At 66.6% G+C, this 23,643-nt stretch carries 20 protein-coding genes; 15 read left to right on the top strand and 5 right to left on the bottom strand.

Translation table 11 applies throughout. The features are described from left to right. Positions 1 to 175 precede the first annotated feature (175 nt). The 5 genes from J2W68_RS10795 to J2W68_RS10775 all read right to left on the bottom strand — a co-directional run bounded on the left by J2W68_RS10795 (position 176) and on the right by J2W68_RS10775 (position 5,773). Entirely contained in the window at positions 176 to 1,183 is a 1,008-nt protein-coding gene (locus J2W68_RS10795) for an alpha/beta hydrolase family protein (RefSeq protein ID WP_310235668.1), read from the bottom strand. A gap of 265 nt (positions 1,184 to 1,448) precedes the next feature. Then, positions 1,449 to 1,769 (bottom strand): hypothetical protein, encoded by a 321-nt coding sequence (locus J2W68_RS10790; protein ID WP_310235666.1) that lies wholly within the window; start codon positions 1,767 to 1,769, stop codon positions 1,449 to 1,451. A 246-nt stretch (positions 1,770 to 2,015) separates the two neighbouring features. Beyond that, positions 2,016 to 2,444: a bleomycin resistance protein gene (locus J2W68_RS10785; RefSeq protein WP_310235664.1), complete on the bottom strand. Its 429-nt coding sequence runs from the start codon at positions 2,442 to 2,444 to the stop codon at positions 2,016 to 2,018. Positions 2,445 to 3,696: 1,252 nt separating this feature from the next. Then, positions 3,697 to 4,464 (bottom strand): hypothetical protein, encoded by a 768-nt coding sequence (locus tag J2W68_RS10780; RefSeq protein WP_310235662.1) that lies wholly within the window; start codon positions 4,462 to 4,464, stop codon positions 3,697 to 3,699. Positions 4,465 to 4,822: 358 nt separating this feature from the next. After that, positions 4,823 to 5,773, bottom strand: coding sequence for a carbohydrate kinase family protein (locus tag J2W68_RS10775; RefSeq protein ID WP_310235660.1), 951 nt, complete (start codon positions 5,771 to 5,773; stop codon positions 4,823 to 4,825). A 206-nt stretch (positions 5,774 to 5,979) separates the two neighbouring features. On the opposite strand from J2W68_RS10775, the gene J2W68_RS10770 reads away from it, so the two are divergent. The 15 genes from J2W68_RS10770 (at position 5,980) to rarD (ending at position 23,610) form a co-directional block, all read left to right on the top strand. Then, the gene (locus tag J2W68_RS10770) at positions 5,980 to 7,020 is read left to right on the top strand and encodes a rod shape-determining protein (RefSeq protein WP_310156161.1); all 1,041 of its coding nucleotides are present in this window, start codon (positions 5,980 to 5,982) and stop codon (positions 7,018 to 7,020) included. A 243-nt stretch (positions 7,021 to 7,263) separates the two neighbouring features. Next, positions 7,264 to 8,319 (top strand): rod shape-determining protein MreC, encoded by a 1,056-nt coding sequence (gene mreC, locus J2W68_RS10765; protein WP_310235657.1) that lies wholly within the window; start codon positions 7,264 to 7,266, stop codon positions 8,317 to 8,319. After that, a complete protein-coding gene (gene mreD / locus J2W68_RS10760) occupies positions 8,316 to 8,795 on the top strand; it encodes a rod shape-determining protein MreD (RefSeq protein ID WP_310235655.1) in 480 nt (159 codons plus the stop codon). Before mreC ends, mreD begins: the two co-directional genes overlap by 4 nt. A 274-nt stretch (positions 8,796 to 9,069) precedes the next feature. Beyond that, positions 9,070 to 11,136 carry a penicillin-binding protein 2 gene (mrdA, locus tag J2W68_RS10755; protein WP_310235654.1) on the top strand — a complete coding sequence of 689 codons (2,067 nt, stop codon included), beginning with the start codon at positions 9,070 to 9,072 and terminating at the stop codon, positions 11,134 to 11,136. Next, positions 11,133 to 12,242 carry a rod shape-determining protein RodA gene (rodA, locus tag J2W68_RS10750; protein WP_310235653.1) on the top strand — a complete coding sequence of 370 codons (1,110 nt, stop codon included), beginning with the start codon at positions 11,133 to 11,135 and terminating at the stop codon, positions 12,240 to 12,242. The genes mrdA and rodA overlap by 4 nt, the downstream gene beginning before the upstream one ends. An 83-nt stretch (positions 12,243 to 12,325) precedes the next feature. Continuing rightward, positions 12,326 to 13,456, top strand: coding sequence for a lytic murein transglycosylase B (gene mltB, locus J2W68_RS10745; RefSeq protein ID WP_310235651.1), 1,131 nt, complete (start codon positions 12,326 to 12,328; stop codon positions 13,454 to 13,456). Further along, complete coding sequence (locus J2W68_RS10740; RefSeq protein ID WP_310235649.1) at positions 13,453 to 14,799, top strand: septal ring lytic transglycosylase RlpA family protein; 1,347 nt, start codon at positions 13,453 to 13,455, stop codon at positions 14,797 to 14,799. The genes mltB and J2W68_RS10740 overlap by 4 nt, the downstream gene beginning before the upstream one ends. A 55-nt stretch (positions 14,800 to 14,854) precedes the next feature. Beyond that, positions 14,855 to 16,096 (top strand): D-alanyl-D-alanine carboxypeptidase family protein, encoded by a 1,242-nt coding sequence (locus tag J2W68_RS10735; RefSeq protein WP_310235647.1) that lies wholly within the window; start codon positions 14,855 to 14,857, stop codon positions 16,094 to 16,096. A 348-nt stretch (positions 16,097 to 16,444) separates the two neighbouring features. Next, a complete protein-coding gene (locus J2W68_RS10730; RefSeq protein ID WP_310235645.1) occupies positions 16,445 to 16,723 on the top strand; it encodes a DUF493 family protein in 279 nt (92 codons plus the stop codon). 22 nt (positions 16,724 to 16,745) lie between these two features. Further along, positions 16,746 to 17,213, top strand: a complete 468-nt coding sequence (locus tag J2W68_RS10725; protein WP_310235644.1) for a BLUF domain-containing protein — start codon at positions 16,746 to 16,748, stop codon at positions 17,211 to 17,213. Beyond that, a complete protein-coding gene (gene lipB / locus J2W68_RS10720; RefSeq protein ID WP_310236000.1) occupies positions 17,177 to 17,866 on the top strand; it encodes a lipoyl(octanoyl) transferase LipB in 690 nt (229 codons plus the stop codon). Before J2W68_RS10725 ends, lipB begins: the two co-directional genes overlap by 37 nt. Positions 17,867 to 17,946: 80 nt before the next feature. Further along, positions 17,947 to 18,954 carry a lipoyl synthase gene (gene lipA / locus J2W68_RS10715; protein WP_310235642.1) on the top strand — a complete coding sequence of 336 codons (1,008 nt, stop codon included), beginning with the start codon at positions 17,947 to 17,949 and terminating at the stop codon, positions 18,952 to 18,954. Positions 18,955 to 19,345: 391 nt separating this feature from the next. Next, positions 19,346 to 21,538: a carboxy terminal-processing peptidase gene (locus tag J2W68_RS10710; RefSeq protein ID WP_310235639.1), complete on the top strand. Its 2,193-nt coding sequence runs from the start codon at positions 19,346 to 19,348 to the stop codon at positions 21,536 to 21,538. 225 nt (positions 21,539 to 21,763) lie between these two features. Then, on the top strand, positions 21,764 to 22,702 hold the full coding sequence (gene yedA / locus J2W68_RS10705) for a drug/metabolite exporter YedA (RefSeq protein WP_232147795.1): 939 nt from the start codon (positions 21,764 to 21,766) through the stop codon (positions 22,700 to 22,702). After that, positions 22,699 to 23,610 (top strand): EamA family transporter RarD, encoded by a 912-nt coding sequence (rarD, locus tag J2W68_RS10700; protein ID WP_310235635.1) that lies wholly within the window; start codon positions 22,699 to 22,701, stop codon positions 23,608 to 23,610. Before yedA ends, rarD begins: the two co-directional genes overlap by 4 nt. The last annotated feature ends 33 nt before the right edge of the window (positions 23,611 to 23,643 follow it).

The raw sequence follows: 23,643 nt of genomic DNA, 5'->3' as shown, positions 1-23,643 counted from the left end.
TTTCGATAGAACATTCACCACCTGATGCTTGCCGCATGCCGGGCCACCAAGCGACGGGCGGCCTGAAGGCAGGTGGGCACGCGCTTGTCAGACGGGACGCGTCTTCGATAGCCGCCCAATGTCTTGCTGGCACTCGTATTGCCGTGAGCGGATCCGGCACCGCAGCCCCATCAATTTACCCTTCCGCCGGCAAATAGCGGTCGAAGAACGCCAACGCATCGGCTGCGATCCGGGCGTGCTCGGCCTCGCGATCGATCCCGTGGGGATCCACGCACAGGTGGGGGAGCGCGTCTACAAGTGGTGGCGGGCATGGCGCGAGGAACACGAAATGGCCGGCGCCGGCGATCTCGCGCGACCCTGCAAGATCGGGCAACAACGACCGCAGGTGATCGCCGTTGGCAGATGGCATCAGCACCTCGTCGTGTTCGGCGGTCAGCAGAAAGACAGGCGCGTGCATGGCGGACACGCCGGCGCTGTCGAACACCAGCGCCAGCGGCGCCATGACGAAGGCCGCGCGCACGCGACGGTCTGCGGTCGGCGGCGGGTTCGACAGCGTGTGCATGCCGCCTGCAGGCGGCGGGTCACACAGTTCCGGCGTACCCGGATGCGCCTCGCAGAATCGGTCGAAGCGCGAGAAGTCGGGTACCGCGCCGGCAAGCAGCAACGTGGTGTAACCGCCGGCAGAGAAGCCCACGGCACCGATGCGAGCTGCGTCGACGTGCGGGCCCAGTCGGTCGTCGGACAGCACCGCGTCGAGCGCACGACTGGCCTGCCATGCGCGACCCAGCAACACCCGATCGGTCCCGAATCCGCTCTGGTCGCCGTGGTGGTTGCCGGCATGTTCGGGCGCGACCACCACATAGCCTTGGCGGGCCAGCGCGACCGCCAGATCATGATGTCCGTAACGAGTGCCGCCATTGCCATGCGACAGCACCAGCAAGGGGTGTCGGCCAGGCGCCGGCGCAGCGCCCGATGTGGCCTCCACCCGATACGGGCCCGCCATCACGGATCCCGCGTGCTCGCCTGAAGCGAGCGCGGGATAGAACACCGCGGCCGGCACTGCGGTATCGGTGACCGGCTCACGGGTGTCCACCGCCATCAGGCCCACGGGCATTTGCGCCCCCGCCATGCTCGCCAGCCCGCACGTCACCAGCAGCGTGACGTTCTGTATGCATCGCCGCACGCCAGATCTCCAGGTCTCCAGGTCAGGACAACATGCCCTCGCTGGCTACGCACGGAACCTGCCGTCAGTCACGGCGGCGCATATGCCCCGGCCAGCACGCTGTGCATTGCGCTCGCCAGTCGAAGCGTGGCCAGGAGCAAGATGCGTGGAGCGGGAGAAGTGGTTGCCGAGTCGTCCCGGATCCAAAGGCGCCTTTGTGTGCCGAGAAGCACGAGAATTTGCTGAATTGAGCGCGCCGCGAGGCGGCGTCGGCTTGAACGAATTGTCAGGCCGCATGCCGTCGGAGCCGGCTCCACGACTGGCGAAGCCCCACGAGGTGCACCAGACCAATGGCGAGACAGATCGACGAGCTCACCGCCCAGAACGTGATGCTGTTGCCTGGGAAGTAGGCCATGACCGGGACGAACGCCACACCGCGAACGATGTAAACAGCTGTGACCGCAGTAAGAACTGTTCGACGCAGCGGAAGCGGCCGGAGTACGCCAGCGGCCGAGAGTGCATACGCGCCGCAGACAGCGAGGACGGTGGCGATCGCGAGCGTGATCACTGTGGGGTACCAGTGGCCTGCAGAGTGAAGCTGCGCCATCTGCTCTCCGGCGCCCAAAAGGCGGAAGAGCGGCGCTCCCACTACTAGGCACGCCAGATGCATCAGAGCTGCAAGGCCACTCAGTGCGCCGCCCACGATAAGGAGTTTGTTGGTTGGGCCTTCCACGTGATTTCCCTGGCTACCTAACGATTGAGTTGGGCCGACCTGCGTAGTGCAGGTGGCGGCGTGGCAAGATTTTCGGCCACGCCGTTGCCGGAACGAAGCAGGTTTGGCTTGAACGAACTGTCAGGCCGCACCACGACTCCCGAGGTGCTGCGCGAAACGAAGTAGGTAGCCATCCGGGTCTTGAACGAGAAACTCGCGCTGCCCTTTTTGTGTATCGGGTGCGACCGAGTACCACGTATCTTTGACTTCTCCAAATATGGTCGCGCCGATAGCCACCAAGGCAGCACGGACCGCATCGGCGTCCGGCACCTCGATCTGGAAGTTGATGCCCCGCCCAAGCGGGCGATCAAGAGGGGCGATATTCCATCCGCGCTCGTGCTGTTGTTCCAACATCAGCTGAGCTTGCCCGAGTTCGAGGTAGGCGAATGCGGGGTCGTGCCGCCTAAATCGAACAGAAAATCCGGCAGTTGTGTAGAAGCGAAGTGAGACTTCAATCTGGTCGACCGTGAGTTCGGGTACGAGCGCGTTCCAGTAAAGTTCTTTAAGCATGTGGGAGTCCACGGAAGCTTGTGCGGTCCAGCACCCGAACTAAGCCGCGCTGCGAAGCGGCGGCGGCCCGAATGAACTGCTGGGCGCCAGACTAGCAGACGACAAACGCATACTCAGACTTCGAAATCTGCTTTGTGAGGATGCCCGTTGGGATGGTGGCATACGCGGTATCCCCAAAGAGGTGGAGATGTATCTCTGGAGCGGATAGGAGAATCCCTCCAGTTGGCGGTGTGTAATAGAGCAGCGACCAACCAGCTTGATTCTCAGAAATCCAGTTCTGAAGCTTGCGATGTGCGTCGCTGAAAGGCTCAATGACGCATTCGTGGCTCGCGTTGCCAAGAAACCTCACGTGTACCGTCGTTTCGGGTGCTAGTGCGAATGGAAGACTTGTGCTGCAACCCGAAAGCGCAACCGTGACAAGGACTGCAAGAACTCGCATGCCGGTACCCCCCAACTGGCTCCTGATGCCTGAGTTAAGCCGGCCCGCACTGACCGACCATCAGGTCGAGGCAGCGAAGATGCGTGCTCGGTTTGAACGAATCGTTAGGCCGCTGGCCCATGTCCATTGGCCCTCAGGGCCCGTACGAATGTAGGCAGCAACAGCAAAGCGCCAATCAGCGCTGTGAGCGCAGCAATGACGACTGCAGGGCCAAGCCAGGCTGGTGAGGTTTGCAGAGTTGAACCAAATAGATGAGCCAGCAACGTGCCTGCAGATGCCGCGAGGACGCTCAGAACAAAGACCCTTGCGATCTTTCGCCCTGAAACGGCTGTTGAATCTTTCATGATCTATCTCCTGCGGCATAACGCTTGAGTTAAGCTGCGCCGCGAAGCGGCGTTGGCTTGAGTGAATTGTTAGCTGTGAGTGACATCCTTGCTTGCTCCCGCGAGCGCAGAGAAAGCGAACCCACAACTCTTGCAGCGCGCGTGCTTCATGAAAAATATAGGATGAGAGATAGCGCGATTGTCGCACTGGGGGCAGCGCAAGAACGAAATACGAAGCGCAAGGTAGATCCATGCGCTGAACCAAACAAACCCAAATGCGACTAGTGAAGGCGCGGAAGGTGGTTGCCCAAATATCAGGTCGAAAGCGGTTGTGAAGGCGAGAACCGCCGGTATCCAAGCGAGCCACCATAAGAAGAAGTGGTTCCGTCGCCTACGAACTTCGGACCAGAATCCGGAATCATCCATCACAGCTAACGCCAGAATTAAGCCGTGCCGCGAAGCGGCATCGGCTTGAGTGAATTGTTAGCCGTCACTCGCGCCTCGCCTTCCTTTCTGAGCGAATTAGCTCGATGGTGCTTCCGGCATCTTTTAGCAGCACTTCTTTTCCAAACGTGTTCGTTTCTGGGTCCACAATCGTGAAGATGTACGCACCGCCTGTCCTTCCCACGTACAGGGCATCCGGGTTCTCCCTCAGGTAGGTGCCCCCACCGAATACTGATGCGCAGTACGTTCCAAGCATCATCACGTAGATTGAGAGAAAGAACAGGATCGAAAAGGGGCCCAGGACGTTAGTTCCGACTGCCTGCTTGATATTGCGAGGCTCTGACTTGATCGCTTTCGTGTAAGCCTCTTCCTGCGCGCGAAGGCGCTCGATGTAGCTCTTGCTTTCGCCCTCTTTACGCGCGGGTGGCCAGAAGTTCGTAAGCCAAAGGCCAAAGAATATGATTCCATAAGTGGTCAATTGCGCTGTAGTAAAGACGCTCTTCGAGGCAAGAATTAATGGCAGGAAGATGACCACACCCGTAAGGCCTTTGCCGACGATCTGCACTACAGGGTTCTGCGAACTCAGAAGATCAGCTACAGCGGCGAAAAGGACAATCAAGAAGACCGCCGCAAGTGCTAAGGCTGCCGTTGAGAAGATGATCTTCGGCACGTCTACGTCCACCATCGAAACTGGGACGCCGAAGTAGGAGAAGTAAATACTCTGGAAGAGAAAAACCAAATACGTTGCCACGACGGGGATGGTCGTGAGCCAAGCATTCTCGCTGATTCGAAATTTGCTGCTCGGTTCTGTCATGATGGCTAACTAGTATTCGACCCCGAATGCGGGGTGTTGCGTCGAGTATGCGTTGGAGGCGGGCCCGTCGCAAAGGCGAGGGCTTATCCACAGATTCAATGACCTGCCGCGTGTATGCCCGTCTTTGTGTTCGCGGGGCTGGCTGCGTTATCACGTAAGCGCCAGTGGGCGGCGTTATACGGCGGAAGTCAGGATGTAACGTGGACAGCCGGCGATGGCCAAACGCTTTATTCCTTGGTGGCTGGGCTGGCGAAACGCATTTGGACGCGTCACTCTTCGGCGGCTGACGTTAAATCGATCAAAAAAAAGGCGCCCCGAGGGGCGCCCTGTTTGTATCTCTTCGCGATAGCGCCCCAACTCAAGCCGTCGTCTTGCTTTCCAGCGCATACCCGAACTGCTGCCGGAACTGCAGCGAGAACTCGGCGTAATCGAAACGCTGGTTCTGCGTGCCGGGGTGTTCGACCTTCAGCGCGCCCATCAGGTTGCCGATGCGGCCGATGGTCAGCCAGTCGCAGCCCTTTTCGATACCGAACAGCAGGCCGGCGCGAAAGGCGTCGCCACAGCCGGTGGGATCGGTCACGCGGCGCTCGTGGGCGGGCGGGATGTCGTGGGTCTGGCCTTCGGCGTGGATGACGACGCCCTTCGGGCCGCGCGTGCAGATATAGGCGCGCACCTTGCCGGCGATGACGGTCTCGTCCCAGCCGGTGCGCTCCTGCAGCAGGTTCGACTCGTAGTCGTTGACGACAACATAGTCGGCCAGCTCGATGAAGTTGCGCAGCTCTTCGCCGTTGAACAGCGGCATCGCCTGGCCGGGGTCGAAGATGAAGGGAATGCCGCCCTCATGGAATTCCTGGGCGTTCTGCAGCATGCCGTCGCGCCCGTCCGGGCCGACGAGGCCGATGGTCACGTTGGGCACGTCCTTCACGTGGTTCTCGTGGCTGCGCATCATCGCGCCCGGATGGAAGGCGGTGATCTGGTTATTGTCCAGGTCGGTGGTGATGAAGGCCTGGGGGGTAAAGAGGTCGGGGATCTCGCGAACCTGCGACAGGTCGATGCCGTGTTCCTCGAACCACTCCCGGTAGGGGCCGAAGTCCTGGCCGACCGTGCCCATGGGGATCGGGTCACCGCCGAGCAGCTTCAGGTTGTAGGCGATGTTGCCGGCGCAGCCGCCGAACTCGCGACGCATCCGCGGCACCAGGAACGAGACGTTCAGGATGTGCACCTTGTCCGGCAGGATGTGGTTCTTGAACTGGTCCGGGAACACCATGATGGTGTCGTAGGCCAGGGAGCCGCAGATCAGTGCAGACATCGGGCGGAAGCTCGCGCGGAAAGGCCGCACAGGGTACCGGCGCGGGGGGCGCGAGGCCAGCGCGAAGCCCGCTGCGCGGCGTCGCACCGGACCGCAACAGTGCCTGGGCGGGCGCGCAACTGGGGGTGTCCCGGGGCCGCGGAGTGCCCTGTTTTTTGCTAGGCTAATCCGCTTCGTTTCGCCTCTCTGCCGGACGCCCTCTCCCGATGTTCAAGAAGTTCCGCGGTCTCTTCTCCAACGACCTGTCCATCGACCTGGGCACTGCAAATACCCTCATTTTCGTCCGCGGCCAGGGCATCGTGCTCAACGAGCCGTCGGTCGTCGCCGTGCGCCAGGATCGCACCGCCGGCCAGAAGGTCGTCGCCGCGGTCGGTTCGGAGGCCAAGCAGATGCTCGGCCGCACGCCCGGCAACATCACCACGCATCGCCCGATGAAGGACGGCGTCATCGCCGATTTCACCTACACCGAGGAGATGCTGAAGTACTTCATCAAGAAGGTGCACAAGTCGCGCTTCCTGCGGCCCAGCCCGCGCGTGCTGATCTGCGTGCCGGCCGGCTCCACCCAGGTCGAGAAGCGCGCCATCAAGGATTCGGCGCTCGAGGCCGGCGCGCGTGACGTGTCGCTGATCGAAGAGCCGATGGCCGCCGCGATCGGCGCCGGTCTGCCGGTCACCGAGGCGCGCGGCTCGATGGTCGTCGACATCGGCGGTGGCACCACGGAAGTCGCGGTGATCGCGCTCAACGGCATCGTCTACTCGCAGTCGGCCCGCATCGGCGGCGACCGCTTCGACGAGTCGATCATCAATTACGTGCGCCGCAACCACGGCATGCTGATCGGCGAATCCACCGCCGAGCGCATCAAGCTCGAGATCGGCTGCGCGTATCCGCAGGAACATGCGATCGAGATGGAAGTCTCCGGTCGCCATCTGGCCGAGGGCGTGCCGAAGATCGTCACGATCAGCTCCAACGAAGTGCTCGACGCGCTGCGCGAGCCGCTGTCGGGCATCGTCGAAGCGGTGAAGCAGGCGCTGGAGCAGACCCCGCCGGAGCTGTGCGCCGACGTTGCCGAGCGCGGCATCGTGCTGACCGGTGGTGGCGCGCTGCTGCGCGATATCGACCGCCTGATCAGCGAGGCCACCGGCCTGCATGTGCAGATTGCCGAGGATCCGCTGACCTGCGTCGCCCGCGGTGGCGGTCGGGCGCTGGAACTGCTGGACCTGCACGGCAACGAGTTCTTCGCGGACTGATGGCATCGGAACCGGCGATCGGCGCGAAGTTCTGGTCGCCACCCGGTCGTCGATGTCCTCCAGCGCCGACGCTGCGACGCGTTCGCAGGACCCGCGGTACTGCTGGTGTTCAACCGGCGGCTGGCTGTCCGGGCAAGGGCTGCTCCCAGGATCAAGATGGGCCCCAGCCTGCGCTGGGGCGACGACAATGCGGCCTTCGACTGTTGAGCCCACGTCCGAGATGACGCCGAGCGACCGCCCCTGATGTCCTCCTACGCCAGCTCTCCCGCGCCCAGGCCCGGCGACGTCGCCGGCACGCTGCGTCTACTCGCCTATCTCGCGCTGTCGTGCGCGCTGGTGGTCAGTGATCACCAGGGCGGCTGGCTGTCGCAGTTCCGCCAGCAGGCCAGCGTGGCGATGCAACCGCTGTGGTGGCTGGCCGGTCTGCCGTCGCGACTGGGTGACAGCATGCGCAACGATGCCGCCACGCGCACCCAGCTGTCGGCCGACAACCGCCGCCTGCGCAACGAACTGCTGCTGCTCAACGCCGGCCAGGCGCGGCTGCGCGTGGAGGCGGTCGAGAACGCGCGGCTGCGCGCGCTGCTCGGCGCGGTGGAGCAGGGCAGTCTCGACGTGCAGCTGGCGCCGATCCTCGATGTCGACCAGGACCCCACGCGCCAGCGTCTGCTGCTCAACGCGGGCAGCCGCAACGGTGTGCGGGTCGGCCAGAGCGTCATTGATGCCGGCGGGCTGCTGGGGCAGGTCATCACGGTCACGCCGCTGACCTCGACCGTGCTGCTGGTGACCGATCTCGAACACGCGGTGCCGGTCATCATCGCCCGCAACGGCGTGCGCCTGGTCGCCTACGGCAGCGGCCGCGCTGATCATCTCGCGCTGCGCAGCGTGCCGCTGTCGGCGGATGTGGAAGTCGGCGACACCGTGGTGACCTCAGGCCTGGGCGGGCGGTTTCCGCCGGGCTTTCCGGTCGGTACGATCACCGATCTGCAGCCTGATGACAGTCGCGCATTCCTGATCGGCGATCTGGCGCCGGCGGCCCAGCTCGATCGCGGTCGCGACGTGCTGCTGCTGCGCGATGTCGTGGTGCCGGTGACGACCGCCGACCTCGAAGCTGCGGCGGTCGAACGCGAAGCGGCCGCGCGCGCGCAGGCCGACGCGGACGCTGCAGCCACGCCCGCAGACGGCGCCGGGGCGGGCGGCGCCGATGCCGGCGATTCGCCGCCAACCGACGTGCCACCGGCGCCGACCAACGACGCCCCGGCGCCGTCGGCGACACCCCCTGCGCAGGTGCCGCAGCGATGAGCCGTCGCCGCAATCCCTGGATTCTGCCGGTCAGCCTGTTCGTGGCCTTGCTGCTGGGACTGCTGCCGTTGCCGCCCGGCCTGCAGCCGTTCCGGCCGTTCTGGCTGGCGTTGGTCGTCGCCTACTGGGTGATCGAGGATCCCGACCGCGCGGGCCTCGGCTTCGCGTTCTCGATGGGCCTGATCGCCGATCTCGCGTTCGGTGGCCTGCTTGGCGAGCAGGCGCTGCGTCTGGTGATCATGGCCTTCATCCTGCAGCGCTTCCGCTCGCAGCTGCGCTTCTTTCCCGTCACGCAGCAGGCCTTGGCGATCGGCGGCCTGCTGCTCAACGACCGCATCGTCAGCGCGGCGATCCACGTCGCGCTCGGCGTGCCGCAGCTGCCGTGGGCCTACTGGCTGGCGCCGCTGATCGGCATGCTGCTGTGGGCCCCGTTGTATCTGGTGATGGACGCACTGCGCTTCGGGCGCAAGTCGTAGGGGAGGGCCTACCAATGCTGATGACACATATCGCATGCCTTCCCACTGGCCGTCAGGTGATGTTGCGTGGCGCAGCGCCTGACTGGCCGTCAGGTCAAGCCGCGCGGCGCCGCATGGCGGCCAGTGGGAAGGCACCCGAAGGGCCGACCCTGCGGACACGCTCAGCTGTGTCATCGCTCCGTTGCGTATCGACATACGCGCCGTCGCTCTTTCGTGCTGCGCATGTCCGCAGGGCCGGTGCGATATGCGTCATCAGCGTTGACAGGCCCTAGGCATGGCCAGGCGCGGGCGCCGTCCCGACATCCGCAACAACGCTGCCGAGGCCGCGGCGTTCCGTACGCGCGCGGTGATCGGATTCGGCGCCGTGGTGCTCGCGCTGGGCGTGCTGGCAGGCTGGTACTTCAAGCTGCAGGTCGTCGACCACGACATCTACGCCAAGCGTTCGGAAGCCAACCGCATCAAGCCGCGGCCGGTGGTGCCGGGGCGCGGGCTGATTCTCGACCGCAAGGGCCGCATCCTCGCCGAGAACGAGCAGGCCTACCGGCTCGAAGTCACGCCCGAGGAAGCGGGCGACACGCGTCGGCTGATCAGCGAGCTGTCGCGGATCATCGCGCTGTCGCCCGACGACATCGCCCGCTTCGATCGCGAGCGCAAGGCCCAGCGCGGCTTCCGCGCGGTCACACTGAAACTGCGCATCAGCGAGGACGAGATGGCGCGCTTCGCGCTCGACCGCTGGCGCTTCCCGGGCGTGGAAGTCGTCCCGTATCTCAACCGCTACTACCCATATGGCGATCTGTTCGCGCACGTGGTCGGTTACGTGGGCCGCACCGACGAAAGCGACGTCACGCGTTACGGCCAGGCGCATCTGTTGTATCCACAGACCGGGCGCACGGGCCTGGAGCGGTATTACGACGAAGCGCTGCGCGGCAAGATCGGCTACGAACAGGTCGAGACCAATGTCGAAGGCCGCGCGCTGCGCCGGCTCGGTCTGCTGCCCGCGACGGCCGGCGCCGACCTGCGCCTGAGCGTGGATGCCGACCTGCAGCAGGCGATGGTGCTGGCCTTCGGTGGCCTGCATGGCTCGGCTGTGGCGGTGGATCCGGCGACCGGCAACATCCTCGGCATGGTCAGCCTGCCGAGCTTCGACCCCAACCTGTTCGTCAACGGCATCTCGCACGACGACTACCGCAGCCTGATGGACGATCCGGCGCGTCCGCTGTTCAACCGCAACGTGCTCGGCGGCGGCCCGCCGGGATCGACGATCAAGCCGCTGGTCGCATTGGCCGGTGTCGACAGCGGCCTGCGCACGCCGGAATCGCGTGTGTTCTCGACCGGCGAGTTCTTCATTCCCGGACAGCGCCGTGGCTATCGCGATGCCGCGCGTGGCGCCGGCTGGACCGACCTGCGCGATTCGATCGCGCGTTCGGTGAACTATTACTACTACCAGCTCGCCTACGAGATGGGCATCGAGCGCTTCGACCAGTACATGACGCGCTACGGCTTCGGACAGCCCACGGGTATCGATCTGCTCGGCGAGAACGCCGGCATCGTGCCGTCGCCGCGCTTCAAGGCCTCGCGGACGCGCGAGCCTTGGTACGCCGGCGAAACGGTGATCGCCGGCATCGGCCAGGGCTACTGGATCGCGACTGCGCTGCAGCTCGCGCGCGGCACCGCGGCGATCGCCAACGGCGGCCAGCTCAACACCCTGCACCTGGCCAACGAACGCCGCGACGGTTTCGACGCGCCGTGGCGACTGGTCCCGCGGCCACCATCGACCTCGATCACCGACAACCCCGCGCATCTGCGCGCGGTGCAGGAAGGCATGGTGACCACGATCCACGGCCGCGGTACCGGCACGCGCATGGCCATCGGCGCCGAGTACCGCATGGCCGGCAAGACCGGCACCGCGCAGCGGGTCAGCCGCCGCGGCAACGCCAGCACGGACCCGCGCAACCTGCCGTATCACCTGCGCCATCAGGCGCTGTTCGTCGGCTACGCGCCGGCCGAGAATCCGACGATCGCCGTGGCGATCACGGTCGAACACGGCGGTTACGGTGGCAGCACGGCTGCACCGATCGCGCGTCGCATCTTCGATGCCTGGTTGCTCGGCAAGATGCCCGAAGTGGAAATCGACGCCGCGACGGGCGCGCCGGCCGCGGTGGCCGCGATCGTGCCCGAAGCCGAGCTTGCGCCCGAGCCGTCGTTCGAGGCGGTCGTCGCCGGTGTGCGCACCGCCCCGCGGGATGCGAACGGCAAGTTCCCCGGTGTGCCGCCGGCGAGCGCGCCCGCGACCAGCGCGCCTTCGAACGGCGATGCAGCGCCGACGGAGCCGACGCCATGAACGTGATCCTGCGCTGGCTACTGGAAATGCTGCAGCGCTTCACCCGCACTCTCGACTGGCCGCTGCTTGCCGCGCTGCTCGCATTGATGTGCATCGGCCTGGCGGTCCTGCACAGCGCCACCAACCAGAACGTGGCGATGGTCGTATCCCAAGGTAGCCGTTTCGTCATCGGCCTCGGCGCGATGTGGGTGCTGTCGCGCATTCCCGCAGTGCAGCTGCGCCGCTTCACGCCGGCCGCGTACGTCGCTTCGCTGCTGCCGCTGGTCGCTGTGCTGTTCATGGGTACCGGGCGCAGCGGCCAGCACTGGATCAACCTCGGCGTGTTCTACGTGCAGCCGGCGGAGCTGATGAAGCTCTCGCTGCCGATGATGGCGGCCTGGTGGCTGGGCCAGCAGCCCACGCCGCCGCGGCTGGGGACGGTCGCGGTCGCCGCGCTGATCATCGGACTGCCGACCGGTCTGATCCTGCTGCAGCCCGATCTGGGCACCGCGGTGCTGGTGGCCTCGGGGGGCGTGTTCGCGCTGTATCTGGCCGGGTTGTCGTGGTGGTGGTTCATCGGCGGGGCCGCGGCCTTCGCGGTGGCGGCGCCGGCGGCCTGGTTCTGGTACTTCCAGCAGTACCAGAAGGACCGCATCCTGACCTTCCTCGATCCCGAATCCGATCCACTGGGCACCGGCTGGAACATCATCCAGTCGAAGATCGCGATCGGCTCGGGCGGGTTCTCGGGGCAGGGCTGGGGCGACGGTTCGCAGTCGCACCTCAACTACGTGCCCGAGCACACCACCGATTTCATCTTCGCCGTGCTGAGCGAGGAGTTCGGCTGGCTCGGGGTGAGCGTCGTGCTGGGCCTGTACCTGTTTATCGTCGGCCGCTGCCTGTGGATCGCCAGCGAGGCGCGCGACGGCTTTTCGCGTCTGCTGGTCGGCAGCCTCGGGCTGGCGCTGTTCGTCTACGTCATCGTCAACGGCGGCATGATCTCCGGCCTGCTGCCGGTGGTCGGGGTGCCGATGCCGCTGCTGAGTTTCGGCGGCACCGCGGCGGTCTCGCTGCTGGCCGGCTTTGGTGTGGTGATGGCCGTGCAGGCGAGCGCGACGCGGCGTCGCTGAGTCACCTCTCAAGCCTTACCGGTCCTGACTGCATCGGCGCAACGGTGCATGCCGCGCGCACGTGCGTGCTAACCTCGCCGCCGATGAGCCGACGCCCGTTTTTCCGACTCGCCGTGGCCGCGCTGCCGATTGCATTGGCAGCGTGTGCGACCCCCGTCAACCCGTCCGATGGCCATGCCGAGGACTACGGTGCGGTGAAGCCGTTGCCCGAGCCTGCGCGCACCGAAGGTGCCCTGCTGGCCCCGGTGCCGCAGCCGCCCGAACGCCCGGTCGCGCCGACCTCGGTCACCGATCCGGCAATCCCGCGCGCGCAGCGTGTCGAGAACTTCGTCGACTACACCGTGCAGACCTATGGCGCCGATCCGGCGCACGTGCGCAGCGTGCTGGCGCAGGCGAAGGTGCAGCAGCCGATCCTCACCGCGATCAGCCGCCCGGCCGAAGCCGTGCGCCCGTGGCGCGACTACCGACCCATCTTCATCAACGACGCGCGCATCAACGGCGGCGTGGCGTTCTACCGCGAGAACCGCGCAGCCCTAGACCGCGTCGCCGCCGAGACCGGCGTGCCGGCCGAATACATCGTCGCGATCATCGGCGTGGAAACCAGCTACGGCCGCATCACCGGCAACTGGAAAGTGCTCGACGCGCTGTACACGCTGGCATTCGATTACGCGCCGCGCGCACCGTTCTTCGCCGGCGAACTCGCGCAGCTGTTCGCGCTGGAGAAGGCCGAGCCGCAGCTCGATGTGCTCGAACTCAAGGGCAGCTACGCCGGCGCGATGGGCATGGGCCAGTTCATGCCATCGAGCTACCGGCTGTGGGCGAAGGACGGCGACGGCGATGGCCGCCGTGACCTGCTGACCCACAAACCCGATGTGTTCGCCTCGATCGCCAACTACTTCGTCGTACACGGCTGGCAGCGAGGCGGCCCGGTCGTCGCCCGCGCCCTGCGCGACCAGTCGGCGGCCGACTTCAAACCCGAGAACTGGGATCCGGTGTATCCGTTGGCCGACCTGGCCAAGCGCGGCTACACGCCGGCGCCGGGGCAGCCGACCGGCGAAGGCGCGACCCTGCTGTCGCTCGATGGCGAGGCCGGCATGGAGTACTGGCTGGCGTATCGCAACTTCTACGTGATCACCCGCTACAACCGCTCGCCGATGTATTCGCTGTCGGTGCACCAGCTCGCGCAGGCGATCCGGGCCGGGGTCGGTCCGTGATCCGATGGCTGCTGCCGCTGGCGGCGGTGGCCCTGCTGGCGGGCTGCGCGGGGAATGCCAAGCGCGGCGATGCGCCTGGAGCGGGCGGCACCGCGTCCGCGCCGCCGGCACATGGCGGCAGTACGCACCGGCCGGCATCGGGTCAGCGCGGCGTCTCGCCGTATGCGCCCGCGCAGGAAGATCCGAACACCCGCGGTCACTACACCGCCGGCGGCCTGTATCGCCCCGGCGTGCCCGACAGCCTGCCCGACTACCTGCCCAATGTGGATCTGATCCCGGAGCCGGAGGTCGTCGATCTGCCGCGTTCCCCGGTCGGCAACCGCAGCCCCTACCAGGTGCTGGGCAAGAGCTATCGCGTGCTCGACGACCATAGCGAGTTCGCCGAAACCGGTACCGCGTCCTACTACGGCGCCAAGTTCCACGGCCGCCTGACCTCCAACCGCGAGGTCTACGACATGTACGCGTTCACCGCCGCGCACAAGTCGCTGCCGTTGCCGAGCTTCGCGCGGGTGACCAATCTCGATACCGGCAAGTCGGTGGTCGTGCGCGTGAACGATCGCGGCCCGTTCCATGAAGGCCGGGTCGTCGATCTGAGCTACGCCGCGGCGGTGAAGATCGGCATCCATCCGGCCGGCACCGGCCGCGTGGAAGTGCGCGCGCTGAGTCCGGGCGAGAACGCCCGCAACGAGTACGACGCCGTCGCCAGTGCGCCGCCGGCCGCTGCGCCGCGCGCGACGGCCGTTCCGGCGACCGCCACCGCGTCCGTGACGCCCGCTGCCACGCCTTCGGCCGCCGGCAGCGCGATGGACGCCATCGTCGAAGCCCTGCCGATCGCCACCGCCCAGGCCGGCGAACGCCCGGCACCTGCGCCGCAGGGTGATCCGGCGGACGGCCGTTTCAACATGTACCAGAACGGCAAGGTCATGACCGCCGACGATTTCGACGCCTGGCTCGCCTCGCGCGGGATCAAGCTCGAAAACGGCCGTCAGGTGCCGCTGCATCCGCAGCCCGCCGCTACGCCAGCTGCCGCGCCTGTCGCCGCGGCACCGACTGCGGTCGCCGCTGTTGCCGCGCCGACACCTGCGCCGGTTCGCACGGCAGGCGCCGCCCTGGGCGGCGTGACCTTGCAGGTGGCCGCCTTCGGCGCCCGCGCCAATGCCGAGCGCGCGCTTGCGACGCTGCGCGGCGCCGGTATCGCTGCCGCGCAGCTGCAGGACGGCACCGCCGCCGGCAAGCCGGTCTGGCGCCTGCGCGTGGGTCCGGTCGAGGCCACCCAGGTCGCCGATGTGTCCTCGCGCGTCGCCGGTCTCGGCTTCGGCGCGCCGACCGTCGTGCGCGACTGAATCCTTTTCATCAACCGCCGGTCGACGCGGCCGGTTCCCCGGAGTTGTGCATTACATGAAAGTGTCCGTAGTCGTTTCGCGCTTGTTGCTGGCCGCGCTGGCCGCCGCCACGGTGGGGATCGCCGTCGCGCAGGATCCCGCGCCCACGCCGCAGCCCGCGCCCCGGCCTGCCGCGCCTGCAGCCGCCGCGCCCGCGCTCAGCGACGACCTGCCGACGCCGCCCCCGCCGACCGTCACCGGCACCGCCTGGGTGATCATGGATTACGCCACCGGCCAGGTGCTGGCGGGCGACAACCCGGATGAGCGTGTCGAGCCGGCCAGCATCACCAAGGTGATGACCAGCTATGTGATCGCCGCCGAACTCGCCGCCGGCAAGATCAAGACCGACGACCAGGTGTTGATGAGCGAGAACGCCTGGCGCAAGGGCGGCGCCGGCACCGACGGCAGCTACAGCGGCTTCCCGGTCAACCAGCGTGCGCCGCTGCTGGACATGGAAATCGGCATGGTGGTGCAGTCGGGCAACGACGCCGCGATCGCCCTTGCCGAGCACGTCGCCGGCAGCGAGGAAGCCTTCGCCCAGCTGATGAACGCCTACGCCGCGCGCATCGGCATGAAGAACAGCCACTTCGAGAACGCGACCGGCCTGTCCGGCCCGGAGCATTATTCGACCGCGCGCGATCTGGCGATCCTGGGCCGCGCGATGGTGCGCGACTTCCCCGAGGAATACGCGCACAACAAGATCAAGGAATTCACCGTCGGGCCGATCACCCAGCACAACCGCAACCGGCTGCTGTGGCGCGACGACAGCGTCGACGGCATCAAGACCGGCCACCACAGCGGCGCTGGCTACTGTCTGATGGCCTCGGCCCTGCGCGGTGACCAGCGCCTGATCTCGGTCGTCATGGGCTCCACCAGCGAGGCGCAGCGCGCCACCGATTCGCTGGCGCTGCTCAACTGGGGCTTCCGCTTCTTCGAGACCCATGCCGTCTACGACGCCGGCAAGGCCGTCGCCACACAGAAGGTTTGGAAGGGCAAGGCCAACGAAGTGCAGCTGGGCGTCGCCGAGCCGATGCTGGTCTCGATGCCGCGCGGCAAGTACGCACAGCTCAAGCCGTCGATGGACATTCCGCAGACGCTGGAAGCCCCGATCGAAAAGGGCCAGGCCATCGGCACAGTGCGCGTCGAACTCGACGGCAAGGTCATCGCCGAGCGTCCGCTGGTGGCGCTGGAAGCGGTGGAAGAGGCCGGCTTCTTCAAGCGCCTGTGGCACGAGTTCCTGATGTGGTGGAACGCGTAAGAGCGGGTGCTTCGCGGTCTGGCAGAAGTCGCCAGGCTTGCTCTGACCCTTCCCCCTCTGGGGGAAGAGCCTGCCCCGTACTTGATACGGGGTGCCCGAAGAGCCTGCCCCCGCGTAGGCGGGGGGGCGGATGAGGGCGCTCTTTTCAGAGCCTTCTGCTGAGGCCCCGTCCCGTCACCCGACGCGCTGCGCGCGTCGACCCGGATCAGGTCCGGGGCAGGCTCTCTCCCAGAGGGAGAGGTGCTGGCTGTAGAGCGTCCGGCGGCGCCAGCGAGATAACTCCAACCGGTCATGAAAATCCGGCACCCACCGCTTGGGTTCGGCCGCCACTGCCCCGATAATCCCGCGATGGACATCACCTCCGACAACCCCGACCACGGCTTCCAGTTCCCCGGCGTATTCGAGATCACCGCGATGGGGCCGGCCGCTGCCGGGCTCGATGTGGAAATTCCGCGCCTGCTGACCGCCGCCGGTATCGCTGTGCTCCACGAAACGGTCACTGCGCGCGAGTCGAGCGGCGGCAAGTACGTGTCGATCAAGCTCAGCATCCGTGCCGATTCGCGCGCGCAGTACGACGCCGCGCACGCGGCGCTGCGCGACCATCCCGAAGTGAAGTGGACGCTGTAACGCCTCGAACGGAAGCCAGCGCATGATCCGCCAGCTGCTCTATCGCAGCGGCCAGCTGTTCGAGTTCACCGCGGCCGACATGACACGTCTGCTGCTGAAGTCGCGCGCCTACAACGCGCGTCATGGCATCGGCGGCATGCTGCTGTTGCAGGACGGATTGTTCATGCAGTTGCTCGAAGGTCCGGCCGAGGCCGTCGACGCGCTGTATGCACGGATCGCGTCCGATCCCCGCCATTGCGAGGTACGTCTGATGGTCCGCGCCGAACGCACCGCCCCGCTGTTGCCCGGCTCGCGCATGGCCTGGAGCGAGGCATTGATGGACGGCGAGACGCCGCTGTTCGATGGCATCGAGACCGATACGCAGGCGCTCGCGCGGTTGGAGACTGCCCGCAACGATCGTGTCGCCGCGGCGATGCGCGATTTCCTGCACGGTGCGCCGGTGCCCAGCGGTGGATTGGGCTGCGCGCGGGCGCTGGAGCGCGTGCTGTGACCTTGCCGGCCATCGTCCGCCAGCTCGGCCGACAGCCCTACGCTCCGGTCTGGCGGGCAATGCAGCGCTTCACCGATGCACGTGGCGCCGACGGCGCCGACGAGCTGTGGGTGGTCGAGCACGATCCGGTGTTCACCCTCGGCCAGGCCGGCAAGCCCGAACACGTGCTGGCAGCTGGCGACATTCCGGTGGTGCAGGTGGATCGCGGTGGCCAGGTGACCTATCACGGCCCGGGCCAGCTGGTGGTCTATCCGCTGCTGAACCTGCCGCGGCTCAAGATCGGCGTGCGCGAGTACGTCTGCAAGATCGAGCAGTCGATCATCGACACCCTCGGCGACTGGAACATCGAAGCCGTGCGTCGCGATGGCGCGCCGGGCGTCTACGTCAACGACGCCAAGATCGCCGCGCTGGGCATCCGCGTGCGCCGCGGCTGCACCTTCCACGGCCTGGCGTTCAACGTGGCGATGGATCTCGAGCCCTTCCAGCGCATCAATCCCTGCGGGTATGCAGGCCTGCAGGTGGTGTCGCTGGCCGATCTCGGCGGGCCGTCCTCGGCGGATGCGGTTGCGCCGATGCTGCTGGAAAACCTGGCCGCGCAGTTCGGCCTGGCGATGACCGCCGGCCCGCCGCCGACGCTCGCACCCACTGAATGACACGCAGCGTCCCCAGCGCCCGGCAAGACACTGCCGGGGCAGGGGCCTACAATGAACCTCCGCCCGCAGTCCTGGCCGCCATGTCCTCTTCCGTCGACAAATCGATCCCGCTGCAGGTGGTTTCCGCGCCGCCGCCGGCGTCGCTGCAGACCGGCGTCAAGCAGGTGGCGGGCGACAAGATCGCGCGCTCGCCGGTGCAGTTCGCCGACGCCCCCGTGCTGCGCAAGCCCTCGTGGATCCGCGTGCGCATCCCGTCCAACGGCGCGGTCGCCGCGCTGAAGTCGAAGCTGCGCGAGAACCGTCTGGTCACGGTCTGCGAAGAAGCCAGCTGCCCGAATATCCACGAATGCTTCGGCCACGGCACCGCGACCTTCATGATCCTCGGCGAGGTGTGCACGCGCCGCTGCTCGTTCTGCGACGTCGCCCACGGCCGGCCCAAGCCGCCGGATGCGAGCGAGCCGCTGAACCTGGCGAACACGATTGCCGACATGGGCCTGAAGTACGTCGTGATCACCTCGGTCGACCGCGACGACCTGCGCGACGGCGGTGCCCAGCATTTCGTCGACTGCATCCGCGAAGTTCGCAAGCAGTCGCCGCACATCCGCATCGAGGTGCTCACGCCCGACTTCCGCGGCAAGGGCCGCATGGAGCGCGCGCTGGAGATCCTCAAGACCAATCCGCCCGACGTGTTCAACCACAACGTCGAGACGGTGCCGGATCTCTATCGCAACGTGCGTCCCGGCGCCGATTACCAGTGGTCGCTCGACCTGCTGAAGAAGTTCAAGGCCCAGCATCCGGACGTGCCGACCAAGTCGGGCATCATGCTCGGCCTCGGCGAGACCATGGAGCAGGTCCAGGGCACGCTGCGCGACCTGCGCGCGCACGATGTCGACATGGTCACCATCGGCCAGTATCTGCAGCCCAGCGCGCACCACCATCCGGTGCTGCGTTACTGGACGCCGGACGAGTTCCGCGCGCTCGAGGACTACGGCATGGCGCTGGGTTTCAGCCACGTCGCCTCCGGCCCGCTGGTGCGTTCGTCTTACCACGCCGACCAGCAGGCGATGGACGCCGGCGTCGCCGCCTGATCCGTATATCGGCCCAGTTCGTTTACGCGTCATCTAGACTCGGGCAGAAACCTCATACCTCTCTCTTTGGGAGAGGTCGACGCGCGGAGCGCGTCGGGTGAGGGCGGGGACGTCTTGGGACATTCCAGGTTGCGCCCTTATCCGCTTCCGTGGGGCACCTCGATTAAACGGCGCAGGTGCGTGCGAGAAAGTCGAGAGAGTGGGACGCTCCAGCCGGCTTCCGATCCGCCCCGCTCGAATGACGCCGCGATGAACGCAGCGGCGATTCATCCGGTTTCCGTACAGTCCGTTGCATGCAACGTGCAACTTTCGGCACTGTCGACGCGTCTGTTCACGCGACAGGCTCGAAGGCATGTCGCATGATGACCGTATCCGCAATCCAGGACCCTGCATGAAAGCTTCCCGCGTCGTTTCCGGCTCCCTGATCGCTCTCGCGCTGGCGGTGCCGCTCGCGTTGATGGCCAGGCCCGATGCCATCGCCAATGTGCCGGCGACGCCGAACGCCGACCAGGTGGCCGCGTCGAAGCTGGTCTACGGATTGCTGTCCGACAGCCGCTACGCCTACCGCCCGCGCGCGCTTGACGAAAGCCTCTCGGGCGAGATCTTCGACCGCTATTTCGAGAACCTCGACGCCGGCAAGCTGTTCTTCACCCAACAGGACATCGCCCGCTTCGAACCGCTGCGTACTGGCATGGGCGCGGCCGTTCGTGATGGCAACGTGGCACCGGCCCTGGAAGTGTTCGCGCTCTACAAGCAGCGCGTCGCCGAGCGCATCACCGGCGCACGTGAACTGCTCAAGCAGGACATCTTCGATTTCAGCGGCAGCGACCGCTGGGAATACGACCGCGAGGACGCGCCCTGGGCGGCCGACGCCAGCGAGCTCGACACCCTGTGGCGCCAGTCAGTGCGCAACGACTGGTTGCGCCTGAAGCTCGCAGGCAAGGCCGATGACGAGATCCGCAAGACGCTGGACCGTCGCTACCTCAACACCGCGAACACGGTCGCCTCGCTCAACGACGAGGACGCCTTCAGCAGCTTCCTCAACGCCTACACCGGCTCGATCGATCCGCACACCGACTACTTCAATCCGCGCGCGGCGCGCCTGTTCAACCAGAGCATGTCGCTGTCGCTCGAAGGCATCGGCGCGCAGCTGCAGAAGCAGGACGACGTGGTGGTGATCCGCGAGGTCATCGCCGGTGGTCCCGCTGCGATCAGCAACCGCTTCAAGCCGGGCGACCGCATCGTCGGCGTCGGCCAGGGCACCAACGGGCCGATGGAAGACGTGATCGGCTGGCGCATCGATGATGTCGTCGACAAGATCAAGGGCCCGAAGGACACCCAGGTGCGCCTGGACGTGGTGCCGGCCGAGGCCACGCTCGACAGCGAGCCGGTGCGCATCACGCTCACCCGCGCCCGCGTGCGCCTGGAAGAACAGGCGGCCAAGGCCGAGACGCTGACCCTGCCGGCCGACACCGAAGGTGGCCGCGAGAAGCAGATCGGTGTGATCAAGCTGCCGGCCTTCTACCAGGACTTCGAAGGTCGCCGGAACCGCGATGGCGAATACGCGTCGGCAACGCGCGACGTCGCGCGCCTGCTGGAAGAGTTCAAGACCAAGAACATCGACGGCGTCGTGCTCGATCTGCGCAACAACGGTGGCGGCTCGCTCAACGAGGCGGTCGAATTGACCGGCCTCTTCATCGACCAGGGCCCGGTGGTGCAGGTGCGCGAATCGGGTGGCCGTGTCGGCGTGCAGGGCGATCGTGATCCCGGCGTGGCCTGGGACGGTCCGCTGGCGGTGCTGATCAACCGCGGCTCGGCCTCGGCGTCGGAGATCGTGGCCGGTGCGATTCAGGATTACGGCCGCGGCCTGATCATCGGCGAGACCACCTTCGGCAAGGGCACGGTGCAGAACCTGGTCGACCTCGACCGCTGGCCGGCGAACGAGACCAAGCGCTTTGGCCAGGTCAAGCTGACCATCGCGCAGTTCTTCCTGCCGGGCGGCAGCAGCACGCAGAACAAGGGCGTCGAGCCGGACATCCACTTCCCGGTGACGGTCGATGCGACCGAGTTCGGCGAGAGCACCTACGACAATGCATTGCCGTGGACGCGCATCGCCGCCGTGCCGCACACCCAGTACGGCGACTTCGCGCCACTGCTGCCGCGTCTTGAAGCGCTGCACGACACGCGCGTGGCGACGGACAAGGAATTCGTGTGGTGGGCCGAGGACATCGCCGAGTTCCGCGCCGAGCGCGAGAAGAAGTTCGTCTCGCTCAACGAAGCCGAGCGCCGCGCCGAGCGTGACCGCCAGACCGAGAAGCGTCAGGTGCGTCAGGAGGAGCGTCGCGCGCTGGGTCTGGAACTCGATCCGCTGGCCGACGATTCCGACGACGACGGCCTCCAGGCCAGCGAGCGTGCGATCGCCCAGCAGAACCGCCTCGAGAAGGCCGCCGAAGATCGCCCGGATCCGCTGCTGCGCGAGTCGGCGGCGATCCTGGCCGACGCGGTGCGTCTGCTCAACGCGGACCGCGACCTGTCGGCGACGGTGCTGCCGGTCTCGACCGCGCCGGGCCGCTGGGCGCGCTGATCCGCTGACACGTTCGAAAACGAAGCCGCCGCGAGTGATCGCGGCGGCTTTTTCATATCTGTAGGAGCGCGCTTGCGCGCGATCGGGCTTCCCTCGGTAACGCCGCATCGCGCGCAAGCGCGCGCCTACAGCAGGACTGCAACACCACCGTTCCAGCCGTGCAACGGGCCGCAGGCGTAGAATTCCGCTCCCGCATCCGCGGTCGTCTCCTCTTTCGGAAGCCCCATGAGCGTCGCGCCGGTGTCGCGTCCCGCCTCGGTCCTGGCCATCGCGCTGGCGCTGGCGGCCGTCTATCTCGTCTGGGGGTCGACCTATCTCGCGATCCGCTTCGCCCTCGAGGGGGGTTATCCGCCGCTGTTGATGGCGGGCATGCGCTTCATCGTCGCCGGTGGCCTGATGTACGCGGCGCTGCGGCTGCGCGGTGTGCCGGCGCCCACGCGCAACCAGTGGAAGACCCTGCTCGCGATGGGCGTGCTGCTGCTCGGTCTGGGCAACGGCATGGTCTGCATCGCCGAACAGAGCGTGTCGTCGGGTCTCGCGGCAGTCGCGGTCGCGTCGGCGCCGATCTGGATCGCGCTGTTCGCGGCGATCCGTGGCGATCGGCCATCGCGCATCGAATGGGCCGGCCTCGCGGTCGGGTTCGCCGGCGTGCTGTGGCTCAACGCCGGCAGTTCGCTGACCGCGACCCCGACCGGTCTCATCGCCTTGCTGATCGCGCCGCTCGCCTGGGCCTTCGGTTCGGTATGGAGCCGCGGCCGCGATCTGCCGTCGCCGTTCATGGCGGCCGCGGCGCAGATGCTCGCCGGCGGCGTGATCATCCTCGCGGTGGGCCTGCTGATCGGCGAACGCTTCCACGAACTGCCGACGCTCAAGGGCACGCTGTCGGTCGCGTATCTCGCCTCCTTCGGTTCGATCATCGGCTTCACTGCCTACGTGTGGCTGCTGCACAACGTGCGCCCGACGCTCGCCGGCAGCTACGCCTACGTGAATCCGGCAATCGCGGTGCTGCTCGGTGCGTGGCTCGCGTCGGAGCGTTTCCACGTCAACGATCTCGGTGCGATGGCGGTGATCCTGGTCGCCGTGGTCGCGATCACGCTGGGCCGCGCGCGCGCGAAGAAGCCGGTGCCGACACCGGCCGCGGCAGTCGCTGGAGAGGATCCATGATCGACGCCGCGCAGAGCCGCCGCGGCCTGTGGATCGCGGTCGCAGCCTTCGTGATCTGGGGCCTGATGCCGCTGTACTGGTATCTGTTGCGGGACGTGCCGTCGCTGCAGATCGTGCTGCACCGCTCGATCTGGTGCGCGATTCTCGTGGCCGCGTTCCTGACCGTCCGCCAGGGCCGCGGCTGGCTGCGCGAGATCCTCGCGCAACCCAAGCTCGCCGGCATGCTCGCGATATCGGGTTGCCTGATCGCCGCGAACTGGGCGCTGTACGTCTGGGCCGTCAACAGCGGCCACGTCGTCGAGGCGAGCCTGGGCTACTTCATCAATCCACTGCTCAACGTGGTCATCGGCGTGGTCTTCCTGCGCGAGCGGCTGTCGCTGCCGCAGTGGATCGCGGTCGCGCTCGCCGGTGGCGGCGTCGCGTGGCTGACCTTCAACTACGGCAGTTTTCCGTGGATCGCGCTGTGCCTGGCGACCTCGTTCGCACTGTACGGACTGATCCGCAAGTTCGCGGCGGTCGAAGCGGTGCAGGGACTGGGCGTCGAGAACCTCTTCGTGTTCGGTCCCGCGCTGCTCGCGCTCGTGTGGTTCGAAACCCAGGGCGGCGGTGGCTTCTTCTCGCTGCGCTGGGGTGGCTGGACCGATGTGCTGCTGGTGCTCGGTGGCGCGCTGACCGCAATTCCGTTGATCTGCTTCGCCTATGCGGTGCGACGCGTGCCGCTGACGATCGTCGGCCTGCTGCAGTACATCGGGCCGACGCTGCAGTTGCTGCTGGGCGTGTTCTTCTTCGGCGAGGCCTTCGGCATCGACCGTGCGGTCGGCTTTGGTTTCATCTGGGTGGGGCTGGTGGTGTTTGCAGTGGACGGCTATCTGCAGTCGCGCCGGCGGATCGTCGCGCAGCAGGCGTGAGGTCTGCATTCGGGACATCTGCCTGAAGCCCTT

This window comes from Luteimonas terrae (assembly GCF_031457535.1).
GTDB classification, from domain to species: domain Bacteria; phylum Pseudomonadota; class Gammaproteobacteria; order Xanthomonadales; family Xanthomonadaceae; genus Luteimonas; species Luteimonas terrae_A.
This window is presented reverse-complemented; position numbering and strand designations above follow the sequence as displayed.

Bases quoted from the DNA above. Each gene is read 5' to 3' on its own strand.
- J2W68_RS10790 (WP_310235666.1), bottom strand. From the start codon at position 1,769: ATGGCGCAGCTTCACTCTGCAGGCCACTGGTACCCCACAGTGATCACG.
- J2W68_RS10785 (WP_310235664.1), bottom strand. From the start codon at position 2,444: ATGCTTAAAGAACTTTACTGGAACGCGCTCGTACCCGAACTCACGGTC.
- J2W68_RS10780 (WP_310235662.1), bottom strand. From the start codon at position 4,464: ATGACAGAACCGAGCAGCAAATTTCGAATCAGCGAGAATGCTTGGCTC.
- J2W68_RS10775 (WP_310235660.1), bottom strand. From the start codon at position 5,773: ATGTCTGCACTGATCTGCGGCTCCCTGGCCTACGACACCATCATGGTG.
- J2W68_RS10770 (WP_310156161.1), top strand. From the start codon at position 5,980: ATGTTCAAGAAGTTCCGCGGTCTCTTCTCCAACGACCTGTCCATCGAC.
- mreC (WP_310235657.1), top strand. From the start codon at position 7,264: ATGTCCTCCTACGCCAGCTCTCCCGCGCCCAGGCCCGGCGACGTCGCC.
- mreD (WP_310235655.1), top strand. From the start codon at position 8,316: ATGAGCCGTCGCCGCAATCCCTGGATTCTGCCGGTCAGCCTGTTCGTG.
- mrdA (WP_310235654.1), top strand. From the start codon at position 9,070: ATGGCCAGGCGCGGGCGCCGTCCCGACATCCGCAACAACGCTGCCGAG.
- rodA (WP_310235653.1), top strand. From the start codon at position 11,133: ATGAACGTGATCCTGCGCTGGCTACTGGAAATGCTGCAGCGCTTCACC.
- mltB (WP_310235651.1), top strand. From the start codon at position 12,326: ATGAGCCGACGCCCGTTTTTCCGACTCGCCGTGGCCGCGCTGCCGATT.
- J2W68_RS10735 (WP_310235647.1), top strand. From the start codon at position 14,855: ATGAAAGTGTCCGTAGTCGTTTCGCGCTTGTTGCTGGCCGCGCTGGCC.
- J2W68_RS10730 (WP_310235645.1), top strand. From the start codon at position 16,445: ATGGACATCACCTCCGACAACCCCGACCACGGCTTCCAGTTCCCCGGC.
- J2W68_RS10725 (WP_310235644.1), top strand. From the start codon at position 16,746: ATGATCCGCCAGCTGCTCTATCGCAGCGGCCAGCTGTTCGAGTTCACC.
- lipA (WP_310235642.1), top strand. From the start codon at position 17,947: ATGTCCTCTTCCGTCGACAAATCGATCCCGCTGCAGGTGGTTTCCGCG.
- J2W68_RS10710 (WP_310235639.1), top strand. From the start codon at position 19,346: ATGAAAGCTTCCCGCGTCGTTTCCGGCTCCCTGATCGCTCTCGCGCTG.
- yedA (WP_232147795.1), top strand. From the start codon at position 21,764: ATGAGCGTCGCGCCGGTGTCGCGTCCCGCCTCGGTCCTGGCCATCGCG.
- rarD (WP_310235635.1), top strand. From the start codon at position 22,699: ATGATCGACGCCGCGCAGAGCCGCCGCGGCCTGTGGATCGCGGTCGCA.